We start from the raw sequence: 16,455 nt of genomic DNA, 5'->3' as shown, positions 1-16,455 counted from the left end.
GATAGGGTTAGATTGATTCCAGTGAATCGCTAACCCTATCGGTGTAGGAGGCGCTATGAGAGTAGAGGACATGAAGGGTGGTTATACGACCGGTTCATGTGCTACGGCAGGCATGAAAGCAGGTCTATTGGCCCTCTTAGAACACGATATTGTGGACAAGGTTGTCATTGAGAATCCGCAAGGGCAATTCATCGAGGTACCTATTAAATCTGTGGAAATCATATCCGAAACAGAGGCAAAGGCGACTGTGATGAAGGATGGCGGTGACGATCCAGATGTGACCCATGGCAATGATGTGGAAACGACGGTAACCCTTGATGACACAGGCAAGCTACGTTTTCGAGCTGGCTTTGGTGTTGGTACGGTTACGAAACCAGGTCTTGCCATGCCCCCTGGACAACCGGCCATTAATCCGGGCCCTAGAGCGATGATGAAATTCGTATTTGAAGAGTTTTGTACGCAAGGTCAAGGTGTGACGGTAACAGTAAGCGTTCCTAATGGTAAGGTGTTGGCTAAGAAGACGTTGAACCATACGCTGGGTATCGAAGGTGGTATATCCATTATCGGTACAACGGGTATCGTTAAGCCGATGAGTGAAGAAGGGTTTAAGAATTCTCTCGTGCCTCAGTTAAAGGTGATGAAAGCCAATGGCTGTGAAACGGCAGTTCTCGTACCAGGGCGGATTGGTCAAGATTTAGCGGAACAAGTGCTTGGTATCCATAAGAACCAAATGGCTGAAACGAGTAACTTCATCGGATTTATGCTTGAACAAGCCGTTCATATTGGCTTTAAACGTATCTTGATTATCGGTCATATTGGTAAACTTATTAAGCTTGCTAGCGGAAGTTTTCATACTCATAATCGCATGAGCGATGGTCGTATGGAAAGTATTGTAGCCTATGCAGCTCTTGAAGGAGCATCCCAAGCGGTGTGTGAAGAGTTATTTAATTGCCAAACTACAGAATCTACGTTCCCTATATTAGAACGAGAAGGCCTAACTGGTGTATACCAACGTGTAGTAGACCGCGCATCTATGCGCAGTGAACGATATATTGCTAATGAGGCTGAAGTAGGTATTATTATTACCACCTTAAAGGGTGAGATTTTGGCTATGGATAAGCATGCAAAAGAGATAGGAGAGCTAGAACATTGGCACATACCTTGTATATCGTAGGCATTGGTCCGGGCAATCCTGATTATGTGGTGCCTAAAGGCCTTAATTTAATTAAACATGCTACCGTTTTGGTAGGTAGTGAACGCTCCTTGGAGGATTTTAAGGAACCTGGGCAGATTACGTATCCTGTAACGGGGAAACTAAGCTGGTTATCCGAACAAATCGAGCGTGAACTTCACGACCATGATGTTGTGGTTATGGTCAGTGGTGATACGGGCTACTATAGCTTGTTACCGTATTTGAAAAAGAAATTTCCTACCACACGCATTGACGTGGTGCCAGGCATTAGTTCCATGACATTTGCCTTTGCACGCCTTAACGAAGTGTGGCATGATGCGGATTTAATGAGCTTTCACGGACGCCAACCAGCGCCTGAAAGACTCGTATATGAAGCGGGGAAAAAGATGGGATTCTTAACGGATCCTGAATATAATCCAGCGCATATTGCGCGTATTTTAATAGATGCAGGATGGCCAAAAGAAACGAGAGCAGCAGCCTTAGAGCGCTTGAGTTACGATGATGAAAAAATCGTAGATTCTACATTAGAGGTATTAACTGAGCTCGAAGGCTTTGGACATTCTGTTATGGTGGTACTAGGATGAGACATTTTTTCGGAATTCCTGATGAGGAATTTATACGCGGTGACGTGCCGATGACGAAATGCGAGATTCGCAAAGCCGTTATGAATGAGGCACGCATCGAAGAAGATAGCATCGTCCTTGATGTGGGGGCTGGTACAGGTTCGATTTCTATCGAAGCTGCATTAGCGGCTCCTAAAGGTCATGTATATGCTATTGAACGTTTTGATAAAGGCATTGAGTTGATTCATGAAAATATGAAGAAATTCAATGTAAATAATATGACTGTCATAAAATCCAAGGCTCCAGAAGGTATGGAAGATTTACCTGAGCTTGATGCGGTTATTATCGGCGGCAGTGCTGGCGGTATGACGGGCATTATGGATGAAGTACAACGATTGTTAAAGGTAGGCGGTCGCCTTGTTGTAACGGCGGTAACGATGGAAACGGGATATACCATTTTAAAAGAATTGAAAGGTCGTCCTTTCACATATGAAGGGTACCAAATGTCCATTAGCCGCTATCGTAAGGCTGGTCCATATCATTTGTTGGACCCATTGAGTCCAATTTTCATTGTATCTGCAACGCGTATCGCAGAAGGAGAGTAATATGGTTGACGTGCATATTGTAGGCGCAGGCCCTGGGGATCCAGAGCTTATTACGCGCAAAGGGTATCGTTTAGTGCAAGAGGCCGACGTTGTCATCTATGCCGGTTCCTTGGTAAACCCTGCTATTTTAGAGGCTTGTAAACCAGGTTGTGAAATTCATAACAGTGCCACTATGAACCTTGATGAGGTATTGGCAGTTATGAAAGCTGCCGTAGCTGACGGCAAAAAGGTTGTTCGTTTGCACACCGGTGATCCCGCTATTTACGGTGCTATCCAAGAACAAATGGATGCCTTGGCTGGTATGGGCATTACCTATGAAGTGGTGCCTGGTGTAAGTTCATTCCTCGCTACAGCAGCAGCATTAAAGCAAGAGTACACATTGCCAAATGTATCTCAAACCGTCATTATTACGCGCATGGAAGGCCGTACACCAATGCCTCCGAAGGAAAAATTGCGCATGTTGGCGGCTCATGAAGCGACCATGTGTATCTTCCTTAGCGTTCAAATGCTAGATAAGGTAGTAGCTGAACTTATCGAAGGCGGTTATGATAAAACAACACCTGTAGCTATCGTAGTGAAAGCTTCTTGGCCAGACCAACGCATTATCCGTGGCACATTGGAAACCATTGCGGATATCGTGGCTGAAGAAGGCGTATTACGTCAAGCTATGATCGTTGTTAGTCATGTACTAGACAGCGAATACGAATTATCTAAGCTTTACGATAAGGGCTTTGCTCATATGTATCGTAGTGCTAAGGACTAGTGTGATGAAAGAACTAGAATCTGATGCGCCTATAACAACAGGAAATAAGAATAGGACAGCTATTCTTTCTGTTTCAGAACGCGGTGCAAAGCTAGGACAACGCATTAAGTCTTTGGTGGTTCCTCATGCGGATTGTTATGAAAAGGAAAACCGTCCCTCTGGTGGTGAGGCTATCTATTTTGATTCTCTCAAACATCATATAGGACAGATTTTCAAGGATTACGATCAAGTGTTATGCATTATGGCACTCGGTATCGTAGTGCGCATGATTGCACCGTATATTGAGCATAAATCCAAGGATCCGGCCATCGTCGTAATGGATGAGGCCGGTCATCATGTCATCAGCTTATTATCCGGACATCTTGGGGGCGCCAACGAATGGACGCAGTCCATTTCGCTGGCCATCGATGCGGACCCAGTTATTACAACGGCGACGGATGTTAATGGATTGCCAGCGCCTGATGTGTTGGCGCGCCACGAGCATCTGTTGGTTGATGATTTTCACACATTAGTGGATGTGAATTCTGCTGTTGTGGCTGGTGAAAGCGTCAACTACTACATCGATGAAACCTTAGTCGATGCTAATCGGTTACGCGATGCTGCTGCATTACATATCGGTACGCATGGCACTGTTCAGGTGGTAGATGTATTTACATTGCCTGAGATTGATGGTGTTCGTCGTGTAGTTATAACAGATAAGATGATTCCTGAGTATGCAGAGCAACTCATCTTACGCCCTCGTACGTATACGATGGGGATCGGTTGTCGCCGAGATACGCCAAAGGAACTCATACTGGATGCCATTACACAATCTCTGCAGACGCATAAGCTTTCACCAAAAAGCATCGTCACAGCTGCATCGGTTATCGTGAAACAAGATGAAGTCGGTCTATTAGAGGCCGTAAACGAATTAGGGTGGGCTATTCATTTCTACACACAAGAAGAGATAGCACCCGTTATAGAAGAACAGGATTTAAAAGAATCCACATTTGTAAAAGGAACAATAGGAGTAGGAAACGTATGCGAGACAACAGCATTACTAGCGGCCAAGAGCCAAACATTAATACAGCACAAAACGGTGTATCCCAAAACAACGGTAGCCATTGCACAGGTAACATCAAAGTAATCGGCATTGGACCTGGGGATGCTGAATTTATGACACCACAAGCACGGGAAGCGATTTTAGCGGCAGATCGTGTAGTCGGTTATTTAACATATCTTGATTTGATTAAAGACCTTATCGCAGGTAAACAAACGGTAGGTACAGCGATGATGCAAGAAGTGGATCGTTGTCAACAAGCCGTTGATTTGGCTGTAGAAGGTCACCAAGTAGTAGTTGTATCCTCTGGTGACTCTGGCGTGTACGGCATGGCTGGTCTTGTATTGGAATTGGCTAATAAAGTACCAGCAGACAAACGTCCTTCCGTGGATATCGTACCAGGTCTTAGTGCTGTCAACGTAGCAGCCTCTGTATTGGGAGCACCTTTGATGCATGACTTTGCCGTTATTTCCCTTAGCGATTTGATGACACCTTGGGATCTAATTAAAAAACGTGCTGACCTCTGTGCACAAGGGGACATGGTTATTTCCTTGTATAACCCACGCAGTAAAAAACGCGTAACTCATTTAGATGAAGTACGTGAAATCGTTCTTAAATACCGCGACCCTAAAACACCTGTAGGCATCGTGCAAAAAGCAGGTCGTCCAGGTCAACATATGGTGATTTCTGATCTTGAAAACTTCACAAAAGAAGAAGTAGATATGCAAACACTTGTTATCATTGGTAACAGCCAAACCTATGTTGAAAATGGTCGCATGATTACACCTCGAGGTTACAAATTATGATTTGGGTCATCGCTGGTACCTTGGATGGTCGAACCTTAGCGGTAGATATCCAAGAACGAACCGGTGAAGAGGTTCTCGTGACTGTCGTGAGCCAATATGGGGCGGAACTAGCTGCCCATGACGGTATTACGGTTCATACGGGGCGCCTCGATCAAGAGGCTATGCAACAGTTGATTAAGGAGCATAATGTGCGCCTACTCATTGATGCAAGCCATCCATATGCGGCTATTGTGACCGCAACGGCTCAAGATGCAGCCAAGGTGGTGGGTATTCCTTTTGTTCGGTTTGAACGAAAAGAGGTACCATTGCCAGACTATGATAAGTTGCATATCGTAGTGGATGAAATAGAAGCAGCTAATTTGGCAGGTACATTAGCAAAGGAAAACAACAAACATGTGTATTTGACTACTGGTAGTAAAACGATGCACATCTTTGCTAAATCTGAAGCTTTACAAGACTGCGAAGTATGGACACGCATTTTGCCAACTGCTGAGGTGTTGCAAATGATGGAGGACCTCAATGTGAGCCCTAAGCGTATCGTTGCCGTACAAGGTCCATTTTCTTACGATATGAACCGTATTATGTTCCACGATACAAAGGCGAGCGTTGTGGTTATGAAAAACTCTGGCCTCGTAGGTGGTGCAGATACGAAATTGCAGGCTGCCATCGACCTTGGCATCCACGTTATTGTTATCGATCGTCCACGGGTGAAACTAGAATGCCCTGTGGTATCATCGAATGATGAATTTTTCAAATTATGGGAGGACACTAATGGATTACGTTAAAAATCCTAAAGCCATTGAAGATAAAAGTATGGAAATCATTTACGATTATGTAAAGGATTTAGGTTTAACCGATGATGAAGTACGCGTTGTATCTCGTACAGTTCACGCATCTGGTGACGTTGAATATGCTCAACTCGTAAAAATGAGCCCTGACGCTGTTCAAAAAGGTATCGAAGCATTAGACAATGGTGCAGATATTTACACTGACGTAGAAATGGTTCGCACAGGTATTTCTAAACCGGCTCTTAAACTTCGTGGTAATGAAGTACATTGCTTAATCAAAGATGAAAATGTAGCTAAAATGGCTAAAGAATTGGGCGTAACACGTTCCATCGCTGCTATGCGCACATTTGGCAAACAATTAGAAGGCCAAATCGTTGCTATCGGTAATGCGCCAACTGCATTGTATGAAGTATTGCGTTTAGCTCTTGAAGAAGGTATTAAACCAGCTCTTATCATCGGTATTCCTGTAGGCTTTGTAGGCGCTGCTGAATCCAAAGATTATTTGATGGAAGTATCCCCAGTTCCTTACATCACTGTAAAAGGTAATAAGGGTGGTAGCCCAATTGCAGCATCCGTATGTAATGCATTGCTTTACACAGATGTAAAACGCAACGATATGCTCTTCGTAGAAGGCAAAGAATCTAAATAATAAGTAACCCGAATCGTTGCATACTGCTGGCGATTCGGGTTTTACTGTATCTATTATGAGGTTTATATGTATAATACGGGTGCTGATAGTACCATGTATTGGTGAAAGGAGAGGTTACTGTGGACTCTCTGAATGAACGAAAACTCTTTCGCATATCAGTTATTATTGTCTTGGTTATTGCTGTCATAGCTAGCATGATTATCTCACTGATTTGGGGCTCAACACCGGTGTCACTATCGGAGATTTGGCACACATTGTGGGCTAGTGAGCTAACAGATACAGCATCGCAAATCATTTGGAATATTAGGTTGCCTCGTAATATTGTTGCTGCATTAGTTGGTGCCTGTTTAGCTGTATCGGGTGCCATTTTACAGGCGGTTATGAAGAACCCTTTGGCAGATCCTCAAATCGTTGGCGTTTCCTCCGGTGCTGGACTTGCCGGTGTTATTATATTTATTCTTTTCCCTGGCTATGATCATATTGTGCCTCTCGTCGCCTTTATAGGTGCTATGGCTGCGGCATTGATGGTATATGCTCTTGCTTGGAAGAATGGTGTACGCCCAAGCCGTATCATCTTGGCTGGTGTTGCGGTGGCTGCTTTTTTAGGCTCTGGTATTTCTGCACTACTTGTATTCTATGGAGATCGTGTGCAAGGAGCCTTACTTTGGATGGTGGGGGGACTGGCTGCACGCAGTTGGCCTCAAGTAGAGGTTCTGTTCCCATATGCGTTAGTCGGTCTTATTTTTGCTTGCTTAGGCGCCAAACGTCTTACTATTTTAAGTTTAGGTGATGAAACAGCAAAGGGGCTAGGCCTTAAGGTAGAACAAACGCGGTTTATTATGACTGCTGTTGCGGCTCTATTAGCAGCAGGTGCCGTTAGTATTGCGGGTTTAATCGGTTTCGTAGGCCTCGTTATACCGCATATGTTACGACTTATCATTGGTAATGATTATGCGTATTTACTCCCTGGCTCTGCATTATTAGGGGCACTCGTCCTCGTTGTTAGTGATACGGTAGGGCGTGTTATGTGGAGTCCAATTGAGGTACCGGTTGGCATTATCATGGCATTCTTTGGGGCGCCATTCTTCTTATATCTATTGAGGAGGGATAACTAATGAATACGGCTATTGATGTAAACCAGTTATCCGTCACTCTCGGAGATCGTCATATTTTACATGATATTAATGTATCTGTCCCTTTTGGTAAAATAACGACTTTAATCGGGCCTAATGGTTGTGGTAAAAGTACACTCTTACGGTCTATGATTGGATATATTCATAGTCCTCGTGAATGTGTGACTATTTTAGGTAAACCATTACAGTCGTATTCACAAAATGAATTGGCACGTCAAATGGCGTTTCTGCCACAGGTGCCTAATATGCCAAAGGATATGACCGTAGAAGAATTGGTATATTGTGGACGCTATCCATACCAAATGTGGTGGAAGAATACGGCCAAAGAGGACCGAGAAATCGTTGATTATGCATTAGGCATTACAAAAACGAATCATTTACGGAATCAATTAATTCCATCCTTATCTGGTGGTGAACGGCAACGGGTATGGATTGCTATGGCGTTAGCACAACAACCAAAATTATTAGTGTTAGATGAACCGACAACATACTTAGATATTAACCATCAACTAGAAATCATGGAATTGTTAAAACGATTAAACGATGAACAAGGGTTAACCGTATTGATGGTACTCCATGAATTGACGCAAGCCGTACAATATTCTCATTATATGGCTATTATAAAAGATGGTCATTTAGTGACAGCTGGAGATACGAAAGAAATCGTATCGGATGAACTATTTAGAGATGTATTTTCCGTAGATGTACAAATCGATACCTTTGATGATAAACAATATGTACGCGTAAAAGGTTTAGTTGAGTAGATAGCTAGACTAATAGTGAAAGAGGGCATTCCCGAAATAGGGAATGCCCTCTTTAGTATGTTAGGATATGTTAAAATGTAACATCAATGCCATATGCTTCTTTCACTAAACGAGCCATAGCCTCAGGTGTTTGTAGACCTGGGTTAAGTAGGAATAGTTTAGATGGTAAGTAGATGACACGGTTGTTTTGTACAGCCTTAAGATTAGCCCATGCAGGATTATCTGTCATAGCTTTCTTCATGGCCTTTGTAATTTCTTCTTCTTTACCCATGGTAACGACGAAGATAATATCAGGGTTATCAGCGGTTAATGTTTCAAGAGAATACGGTACCGTTTTATCTTTGGTTGTACCATCTAGGTGAGCTGTTACAACATTTGTCATACCTAATTCTTTGACCATAGATGCAGTTATCGCTTCGTCGGTTTCGGCTGTCACACCTTTGCCGGTAGCACGCAATACGGCAACACGTGCAGGTTGTTGATTTTTAATGGCATCCTTAACCTTTTGAATATTACTTTCATAGGTGGCAATAATGGATTTAGCCTTATCTTGATGGTTTGTTAACTCTCCAAGGAATGTTAGCATTGGCACATTATCCTTAATGCCATCGTAATTGAAAAGTACGGCTGGAATATTGTTAGATTGTAATTGGGATTCATATTTTTTATGTTGGTTTTCCAAACCCAATACCACATCTGGTTTTAAACCTAACAATTGTTCCATATTGATGTTAGCCGTTTGACCTAATGCAGGTAATGATTCTAATTCTGGTGCTAATTTATCGGTTGTGCTAGCACGGGAGATAGCCTTGCCATCAACCGCATATAGCATGGACAATACAGAATTAGAAAGAACAGCGATACGTTGAGGATCCTTTGGTACAGTGTAGGTTTCACCATTAAAGGTAAGTTCCTTCGTAGTAGCAGAAGAGCTGGATGTGGATTTACCACACCCAGCTATTGCTAGTACGATCATGACCAAAGCGAGACTACAGAGTAGTAGTTTTTTCATGATGTACTCCTATGTACGTTATACAACGATACTAGTTAAATTGTAGATTGATTATTTTTGTAATGCGTCCCAAGATTCGTTAGCACGTTCAACGAATAAGTTACGGATGTTAGGGTTTTCACCTAAGCCATGGATGTAAGTGTCAACTTTGAAGCCTTCTTTTTCAAGGATGGATTTATGGGAATCTGGTTCCGCACCAGCCATGTCGTTGTTTGCATGGTCGCCAGCAACCATCATGAATGGCATCAATGTAACATGTTTAATACCATGTAATTTTAATTGTGGGATAACTTGTTCAAGATTTGGAGTACCTTCTACTGTGTAGATGAATACATTTTTCATACCAAGAGTATGGATACGGTCTTGAATTACAGAATAGTAAGCATTGGAAGGATCTGGAGTACCATGAGCCATGATAAGAAGAGCGTCTTCTTTGCCTAATTTAGGGAATTGAGATTGAACAGCTTTTAATGTTTCAATAACTTGGTCAGTTTGGTTTTCTTGACCCATCCAGTACATAAGAGATGTACCAAGTGTCATTTTTTTGAAATTATCTTTGTACAAATTATATACTGCTGCATCGTAGTTGTATTCCATACCAGGGATTACATCAAGGGATGCTAATGCAACGCGAGTGTAACCGTCTTTTTTGAGATCAGCCAAAGCTTCTTCAGGAGTTGGGTAAGTAATACCTTCTTTTTGTTGGATACGATCACGAATGATATGGCTTGTGAAAGCTGTAACTACTTTTGTGTTTGGATGAGCTGCTTTAATAGCATCTACAGTAGCATCGATTGTTTTCGCACGAGTATCTTTATAAGTTGTACCAAAGCTCATAACAACCATAGCATCTTTGTTTGGCAAGTTTTGTAAAGCTTCTGTATTATGTGTACGAACACCAATTGCAGCAGCTTCTTTCAATGCTGGAGTAGGATCTTTTACTTCATCATTTAATTGGTATGCAGCGTGACCAAGCACAGGAGCACCAAATGTCAATGCGAAAGCCGCTAATGCAGCAGAAACTGTTAATGCACGTTTTTTTACACTAAACATAAGTGAATCACCTCATTAAACAACATCATCTGACTATGCAGACATAACTATAAATCTATAATTAATCGTAGCAACCTAGAATATAGATGTCAATAAACCCCATACCTGTACACGTATAAATAATACATCTAGATTTTTATAAAAAATCATAATAAATGAGGAATAATCCTATATCTTATAAAAATATTCTTATTGGTTATGGTGGTATAATTATAAGTAATTCAATATTTATGATAGGATTTATCATTCTGTTTTGCTAAAATGATTATATGATAATATTTCTCATTGACTTTCATACGCTAATCTTGTATTATTAGTACATAGTAGTTGATAATAATTTTCATTTATGAAAATTATTTCATATATATGGGTATATGGAGGTCACATATGAAAGGTATAATCATTGCATCCTTTGGATCAATTTATAAAGAAGCAGTGGAAACATCCATTGGCACTATAGAGTCTAAAGTTCGTTCCTTATACAGAGATGTAGAGGTACGACGCGTATTTTTGTCTGATGCATTAGTGGAAAAGTGGAATGAAAAATATGATGATACGATTGCTTCTTTCACCGACGTCATGCAAGAATTTAGTCGCAAGGGAATTGATGAGGTATATATTCAACCGATTACTCTCGTAGCGGATCAATGCTATCAACAAATGCGTAAGCAAGCACTTAAGTTCTTACATAGTAGTGAATATAATTTCTCTCAAGTTAATATCGGTAAACCGTTGTTAACATCGTTAGGGGTTAAAAATTATGCTGATGATTATGAAGCCACATTAGATGGTATCATGCGTCATATCAATACTAAATCTCTTAATAAATCCGTTTTATTGATGGCAAATGGTCAAAATCAATTGGAATTTTCTACATTACAATTGAAAGCCATGTATGGTTCTGCTCCTAATGTAGCAGTATTTACTACAAACGGATTCCCTACATTTAAGCAGGCCTTAACGATGGTAGATCGAATGGGTCATAAAGATGTACTCGTTGTACCATTGGCTTTGATTGGCTCCACTCATTTAATGGATTACCTTGGCGGTGATCGTTCCGATTCTATTTATGCACTTTTAACAGAACAAGGGTACAATGTAGATATCTGGAATGAAGGCCTTGGTGAAAACCCATATGTACAAGATTTATTCTTGAAACATTTAGGTCAAGCGATTCGTATGTCTGACAGAAAACGTAGCTCTCAACGCGAATCATATCAAACTGTTATCCGACCTTCCCGCATAGAAGCACAAGGAATGATTTCCTAATTGCTTCTGGTAAGGTTGTATATAAACTCTCTCATAAATACACACTATCTTCAAAAAGCATCCACCTTTAGGGGCGGATGCTTTTTGCTATGCATCTATAAGGGTATGAAAGTTAATTATAATATTACCTTTATACGGGGTATGGTATCCAACTATAGTAATGCGTGTGGTATGATGAATAATGAATTATATTTAATAAGGAGACCGTTATGAAACAAGCTATATTAGTAGTGGCCTTTGGCTCAACAGTTGATTCCGCTCGTGAACATCAAATCGATGCCGTTGTAAATCGTATTAAAGAGACATATTCAGATTATGAAGTGCGCTTAGCCTTTTCATCGCGTATCATCGTAAAGCGTTTGCGCGACCGTGGTATTGAAATTTCTACAGAGCAAGGCGCATTAGATGCTCTCATTGGTGAAGGATATACAGATATTTATGTACAACCATTGCACTTCACTGGTGGTGAAGAGTTTGATAAGTTGAAACACAATATTCTAAATCATGAACGGGCACACGAACTTAATACATTGCGTGTTGGCAGACCATTGGTATACTATATGGGCCAAGAGGAACACCCAAATGATTATCAGATTTTAATCGATGCATTTGTTAAATCTTTGGCTATTAGAGACAATGATGGTTTATTATTAGTCGGTCATGGTGGTTTAGGATCTGGTAATTCTGCGTATGGTTATTTGCAATACCAATTAATTCGCAGCGGTCTTGGTCATGTTCGTGTAGCCACCTTGGAAAATGCCCCTTACGTAGAGGATGTAGCAGTACCTTGGGAATGGCTTGATGGCAAGAAACCTAATAAGATTTATGTACACCCATTGCTCCTCGTACTTGGTGATCATGCACTGAATGATTTATTTGGCGATGAAGAGGATAGTGTAGTTAATGTATTGAAAGAGGCCGGTTATGAAGTAGAAGAAATGCATCATGCCCTCGGTGAATATACAGAAATCCAAGATATTTATTGCCAACATATTCAAGATTGTATCGATGATATATATGGTAAACGTAGCAGCCATAGACCGGCGATTCCGAATGTGAAATAAGCATCGGCTTTCACAAAAAATTTTGAATATATTTAATTAATTAGGTATAATAGTAATGTTAATCATATTGAAATATAGAATAGGAGAATCATCATGAAAGGTAAATTATATGGCATAGGTGTTGGTCCTGGGGACTCTGAATTAATGACTGTGAAAGCTGCGCGTATCGTAGGCGAAGCGGACGTTATCATTACACCTAAAACAGAGAAGAAAGATGGTTCTGTAGCCCTTAATATTGCGAAACCATATATTCAAGAACATACTGAAATTGTACCAGTTGTATTCCCAATGGTACTCGATGATGCTACACAACAAGAAGGTTGGGAAGAAGCTAAGCGCGTTATCGTATCGTATTTAGAGCAAGGGAAAAATGTTGTTTTCTTAACACTTGGCGATCCAATGTTCTATAGTACATATATGTATGTATATCGTTTGATTGAAAATACTGGATTTGAAATCGAAACAATTCCTGGTATCACTGCATTCTGTGCCATTGGTTCCCATCTTGGCTATCCAATCGTAGAAAAAGAAGAGGTTTTGGCTATCGTTCCAGCCACTGCACCTAAGGAAAAAATTGATGCTGTTATGGCTGTTGCTGATGATGCAGTTATCATGAAGGTGTATAAAAACTTTGATGAAGTGCAAGAAGTATTGTTGAAACACAATATGGCTGACGACGCGGTTATGATTTCTCGCGTTGGCTTGCCTGATGAACAAGTTTTCGTAGGTCTTGATAATATGCCTAAGGACAAGAAATTAAACTATTTGTCCACAATTTTGGCAAAACGTAAAGATCGTTAATTGACTATACTCTGATATCTGAATGCTTTTAGTGAAAGCCGTATAGATAGTATTAATAAGAGGTAATACATATGAATACTGTACCCATTCCACGTGTTGTTATAGCTGGTACCAATTCCGGTGTCGGCAAAACGACTATTGTTGCGGGCCTTCTCGCAGCGTATCGAGCAAGTGGCCATGGGGTGCAATCCTTTAAAGTGGGCCCGGATTATATCGATCCGGGCTTTCATAAAATTGCATCGGGCCGTGAAAGTTATAATTTAGATTCTTGGTTAGTTCCACCGGATACATTGCCAACATTTTTTTCATCCATGGCGGGCGATGCAGATCTGGCCATTATTGAAGGCGTTATGGGGCTGTATGATGGTGGCCGAGAGGGTGTGAGCAGTACGGCTCAAATCGCTAAGCAATTAGGTGCTCCTGTTGTGCTCGTTATCGATTGTAAGGCCATGGGTGAAAGTGCAGCAGCCATTGCCATGGGCTTTAGAGAGTATGATAAGGATGTGGATTTTAAAGGCGTCATTTTAAATCGCTTAGGTTCCGATAACCATGAACGCATGGTTCGTGAAGGTATGGAAAAAATTGGAGTTCCTGTTATTGGGGCTATACGCCGTGATGATCGCATGCACTCTCCTGAACGTCATCTTGGTTTGACACCGGTTACAGAAGTTGACCCTACAGAGGCAATTGCAACGATTCAGCATGCTGTAGAATCTATGGTAGATTTAGAGGCACTCTATAATGTAGCGGCCAGTGCAGCACCTATGCCGGCACCGATTGATATAACCAAGGGTGTTACAAAACGAACAAAAATTGGCGTTGCCTATGATGAAGCCTTTTCGTTCTACTACCCAGCCAGCTTGTCTGCCCTTGAAGCACAAGGTGCTGAACTAGTTTACTTTAGCCCTTTAAAAGATAGCGCTATTCCTGATGTAGATGGCCTCGTATTTGGCGGTGGTTTCCCTGAAATGTTCTTGCAGGCTTTATCCGAAAATACGGCCATGAAGGAATCAATCCGTAAAGCTAATCAATGTAGTATGCCTATCTATGCTGAATGTGGTGGCCTTATGTACCTTTGTGAACATATTCACGATTTTGATGGTAATGTGTTTGATACAGTTGGTGTTGTGCCTGCCAATTGTGTAATGCAACAAAAACTGCAAAAGGTAGGATATGTAACGGCAACGGCTAAACGCAATACATTACTTGGCAATACAGGAACAGCTTTACATGGTCATGAATTCCATTTCTCCACCATGGAACCAACCATTGAAGAATTCCCATGGGCCTTTCACTTAGAAGGGGGCCGCAAACCTCAGTCCTATGATGGCGGGTATGCTACCGATAATGTGTTGGCATCCTATCTACATCTTAACTTTGCTGGTTCTCTTGAAGGAGCTAAGCATTTTGTAGATATGTGTGAAGCCTTTGGTCATACTAAATAAATTTATTATATTAGTATTTAATTATTATATTAACTATAGATGCAGCCCTACATAGTGTGACATAGATAATAGGAGTATAGAAATGAGCGAACGTGGTTTAATTCTCGTAAATACAGGTAATGGTAAAGGAAAGACAACAGCCGCTTTAGGTGTTGTGTTACGCGCCGTAGGACAAGGCTTGAAAGTTTTGATTCTACAATTCATCAAAAGCGGTAATGGATACGGTGAACTAGAAGGCCTGAAAAAACTGGGGGATGCGGTTACCATTAAATCCATGGGGAAAGGCTTTATTTACTACAATCGAGATAAAGTTACTGTAGAAGAACTAGAAAAACACAAAGCAGCAGCTCAAGAAGCGTGGAAAACACTAGTAGAAGAAGTCAACTCCGACAAATGGGATCTCATCGTTATGGACGAAATCAACAATGCCATTAACTATGAACTCATCGATGTTAACTCCGTCGTAGACATGCTTAAACAAAAACCAGAGCGACTACATGTCATCCTAACAGGTCGCTATGCAAAACCTGAAATCATCGACATCGCTGATACAGTGACTGAAATGAACGTAGTAAAACACGCTTACGAAAAAGGCATAAAAGCAGCAAAAGGAATAGAGTTTTAATAGGTCGAGGCGAAGCCAATGACCTACAGATGGATTGAGGCGACTTTGGCCCTGCCCCGAAGGGACAGACCCGGCCGGTATTTCCCTCTCACCATGGAGTTTTCCGAAAATTTTCTAGAGTGCTGTAAAGGGATGGCTGCTGTGGTGACTTTTGGCCCTTCCGATAGGAAGACCCGGCCGATGGAGCCACAGCAGCCATCCCTTTACAAATAAATAGAAAATTTTCGAAAAAGTCCTTGATTAAACTATATCGAAAATGTATAATATAGTCATAAGCACAAGGTGCTAATATTCTTAGACATTAAGTATGTATATAACTATAACCAGGAGGTTAACTATGGCTGTACATGATTACATTAAATCTGGCGATTTCGCTACTGAAAAACACGTTCCTGTTATCGAAGCTGCTGACACAGTAAAAGCTGGTGAAGCATTCGACGTAAAATTATCCGTTGGTAAAGACATTGCTCATCCAAACACTGTAGAACATCACATTGAATGGATTAAATTGTACTTCGTAGCTGAAGGCACTCAATTGCCTTACGAAGTTGGTGAATTATCCTTCAACGTACATGGTGATGGTGCAACAGCAAACGAAGGTCCTGTACATGCAGTTTCCGCAGGTACATTGGCAGTATCCTTGAATAAATCTGGTAAATTGATTGCTGTTTCTTACTGCAACATCCATGGTTTATGGGAATCTGAAAAAGCTATCGTAGTTGAATAATAGATTGTATTTGACTGTAAAAGGCCAGCCTTAGGGCTGGTCTTTTTTGTATGGAGAGTATGACACGTTACGAACATTAACTATTGATTATAAACACAATGTATGTCCGCTATAAAAAGAAATTTGTTTTTTTATAGTGGAAAAATACCCGTGTATA

The 16,455-nt window shown here is 41.2% G+C and carries 18 protein-coding genes; 16 read left to right on the top strand and 2 right to left on the bottom strand.

Annotated elements, in window-relative coordinates; genetic code table 11:
• Window positions 1–55 precede the first annotated feature (55 nt).
• The 10 genes from cbiD to VIHSUH07_RS08570 all read left to right on the top strand — a co-directional run bounded on the left by cbiD (window position 56) and on the right by VIHSUH07_RS08570 (window position 8,302).
• On the top strand, window positions 56–1,174 hold the full coding sequence (gene cbiD, locus VIHSUH07_RS08615) for a cobalt-precorrin-5B (C(1))-methyltransferase CbiD (RefSeq protein ID WP_105084631.1): 1,119 nt from the start codon (window positions 56–58) through the stop codon (window positions 1,172–1,174).
• The gene (cbiE, locus tag VIHSUH07_RS08610; RefSeq protein ID WP_060807744.1) at window positions 1,150–1,776 is read left to right on the top strand and encodes a precorrin-6y C5,15-methyltransferase (decarboxylating) subunit CbiE; all 627 of its coding nucleotides are present in this window, start codon (window positions 1,150–1,152) and stop codon (window positions 1,774–1,776) included. The genes cbiD and cbiE overlap by 25 nt, the downstream gene beginning before the upstream one ends.
• Window positions 1,773–2,360 carry a precorrin-6Y C5,15-methyltransferase (decarboxylating) subunit CbiT gene (cbiT, locus tag VIHSUH07_RS08605; RefSeq protein ID WP_005382722.1) on the top strand — a complete coding sequence of 196 codons (588 nt, stop codon included), beginning with the start codon at window positions 1,773–1,775 and terminating at the stop codon, window positions 2,358–2,360. Before cbiE ends, cbiT begins: the two co-directional genes overlap by 4 nt.
• 1 nt (window position 2,361) lies before the next feature.
• Window positions 2,362–3,123, top strand: a complete 762-nt coding sequence (gene cobM / locus VIHSUH07_RS08600; RefSeq protein ID WP_005376252.1) for a precorrin-4 C(11)-methyltransferase — start codon at window positions 2,362–2,364, stop codon at window positions 3,121–3,123.
• A 4-nt stretch (window positions 3,124–3,127) separates the two neighbouring features.
• Complete coding sequence (locus VIHSUH07_RS08595) at window positions 3,128–4,249, top strand: cobalt-precorrin 5A hydrolase (RefSeq protein WP_105084630.1); 1,122 nt, start codon at window positions 3,128–3,130, stop codon at window positions 4,247–4,249.
• 29 nt (window positions 4,250–4,278) lie between these two features.
• Window positions 4,279–4,968 carry a precorrin-3B C(17)-methyltransferase gene (gene cobJ, locus VIHSUH07_RS08590; protein ID WP_005376261.1) on the top strand — a complete coding sequence of 230 codons (690 nt, stop codon included), beginning with the start codon at window positions 4,279–4,281 and terminating at the stop codon, window positions 4,966–4,968.
• The gene (cobK, locus tag VIHSUH07_RS08585) at window positions 4,965–5,753 is read left to right on the top strand and encodes a precorrin-6A reductase (RefSeq protein WP_009661287.1); all 789 of its coding nucleotides are present in this window, start codon (window positions 4,965–4,967) and stop codon (window positions 5,751–5,753) included. The genes cobJ and cobK overlap by 4 nt, the downstream gene beginning before the upstream one ends.
• Entirely contained in the window at window positions 5,740–6,405 is a 666-nt protein-coding gene (locus VIHSUH07_RS08580; RefSeq protein WP_005376263.1) for a precorrin-8X methylmutase, read from the top strand. Before cobK ends, VIHSUH07_RS08580 begins: the two co-directional genes overlap by 14 nt.
• 119 nt (window positions 6,406–6,524) lie before the next feature.
• Window positions 6,525–7,520 (top strand): FecCD family ABC transporter permease, encoded by a 996-nt coding sequence (locus tag VIHSUH07_RS08575; protein ID WP_005379268.1) that lies wholly within the window; start codon window positions 6,525–6,527, stop codon window positions 7,518–7,520.
• Entirely contained in the window at window positions 7,520–8,302 is a 783-nt protein-coding gene (locus VIHSUH07_RS08570; RefSeq protein WP_105084629.1) for an ABC transporter ATP-binding protein, read from the top strand. The genes VIHSUH07_RS08575 and VIHSUH07_RS08570 overlap by 1 nt, the downstream gene beginning before the upstream one ends.
• A gap of 70 nt (window positions 8,303–8,372) precedes the next feature.
• Here the strand turns inward: VIHSUH07_RS08570 and VIHSUH07_RS08565 are convergent, their stop codons facing one another.
• Window positions 8,373–9,314 (bottom strand): ABC transporter substrate-binding protein, encoded by a 942-nt coding sequence (locus VIHSUH07_RS08565; RefSeq protein ID WP_105084628.1) that lies wholly within the window; start codon window positions 9,312–9,314, stop codon window positions 8,373–8,375.
• A gap of 51 nt (window positions 9,315–9,365) precedes the next feature.
• Window positions 9,366–10,367, bottom strand: coding sequence for a sirohydrochlorin cobaltochelatase (locus VIHSUH07_RS08560; protein WP_105084627.1), 1,002 nt, complete (start codon window positions 10,365–10,367; stop codon window positions 9,366–9,368).
• Window positions 10,368–10,754: 387 nt separating this feature from the next.
• Between VIHSUH07_RS08560 and VIHSUH07_RS08555 the strand changes: the two genes are divergently transcribed.
• From VIHSUH07_RS08555 to VIHSUH07_RS08525, 6 genes are all read left to right on the top strand, one after another.
• On the top strand, window positions 10,755–11,636 hold the full coding sequence (locus tag VIHSUH07_RS08555) for a sirohydrochlorin cobaltochelatase (RefSeq protein WP_105084626.1): 882 nt from the start codon (window positions 10,755–10,757) through the stop codon (window positions 11,634–11,636).
• A gap of 209 nt (window positions 11,637–11,845) precedes the next feature.
• The gene (locus VIHSUH07_RS08550; RefSeq protein ID WP_105084625.1) at window positions 11,846–12,700 is read left to right on the top strand and encodes a sirohydrochlorin cobaltochelatase; all 855 of its coding nucleotides are present in this window, start codon (window positions 11,846–11,848) and stop codon (window positions 12,698–12,700) included.
• Window positions 12,701–12,793: 93 nt separating this feature from the next.
• Window positions 12,794–13,501 (top strand): precorrin-2 C(20)-methyltransferase, encoded by a 708-nt coding sequence (gene cobI, locus VIHSUH07_RS08545; RefSeq protein ID WP_005376046.1) that lies wholly within the window; start codon window positions 12,794–12,796, stop codon window positions 13,499–13,501.
• Between the two features lie 71 nt (window positions 13,502–13,572).
• Entirely contained in the window at window positions 13,573–14,946 is a 1,374-nt protein-coding gene (locus tag VIHSUH07_RS08540; RefSeq protein ID WP_105084624.1) for a cobyrinate a,c-diamide synthase, read from the top strand.
• 82 nt (window positions 14,947–15,028) lie between these two features.
• Window positions 15,029–15,571: a cob(I)yrinic acid a,c-diamide adenosyltransferase gene (cobO, locus tag VIHSUH07_RS08535; protein WP_105084623.1), complete on the top strand. Its 543-nt coding sequence runs from the start codon at window positions 15,029–15,031 to the stop codon at window positions 15,569–15,571.
• 337 nt (window positions 15,572–15,908) lie between these two features.
• Complete coding sequence (locus tag VIHSUH07_RS08525; protein ID WP_105084621.1) at window positions 15,909–16,298, top strand: class II SORL domain-containing protein; 390 nt, start codon at window positions 15,909–15,911, stop codon at window positions 16,296–16,298.
• The last annotated feature ends 157 nt before the right edge of the window (window positions 16,299–16,455 follow it).

Origin of the sequence: Veillonella sp. T34266-5 (assembly GCF_002959815.1) — a bacterium.
Classification (GTDB): Bacteria; Bacillota; Negativicutes; order Veillonellales; family Veillonellaceae; genus Veillonella; species Veillonella atypica.
This window is presented reverse-complemented; position numbering and strand designations above follow the sequence as displayed.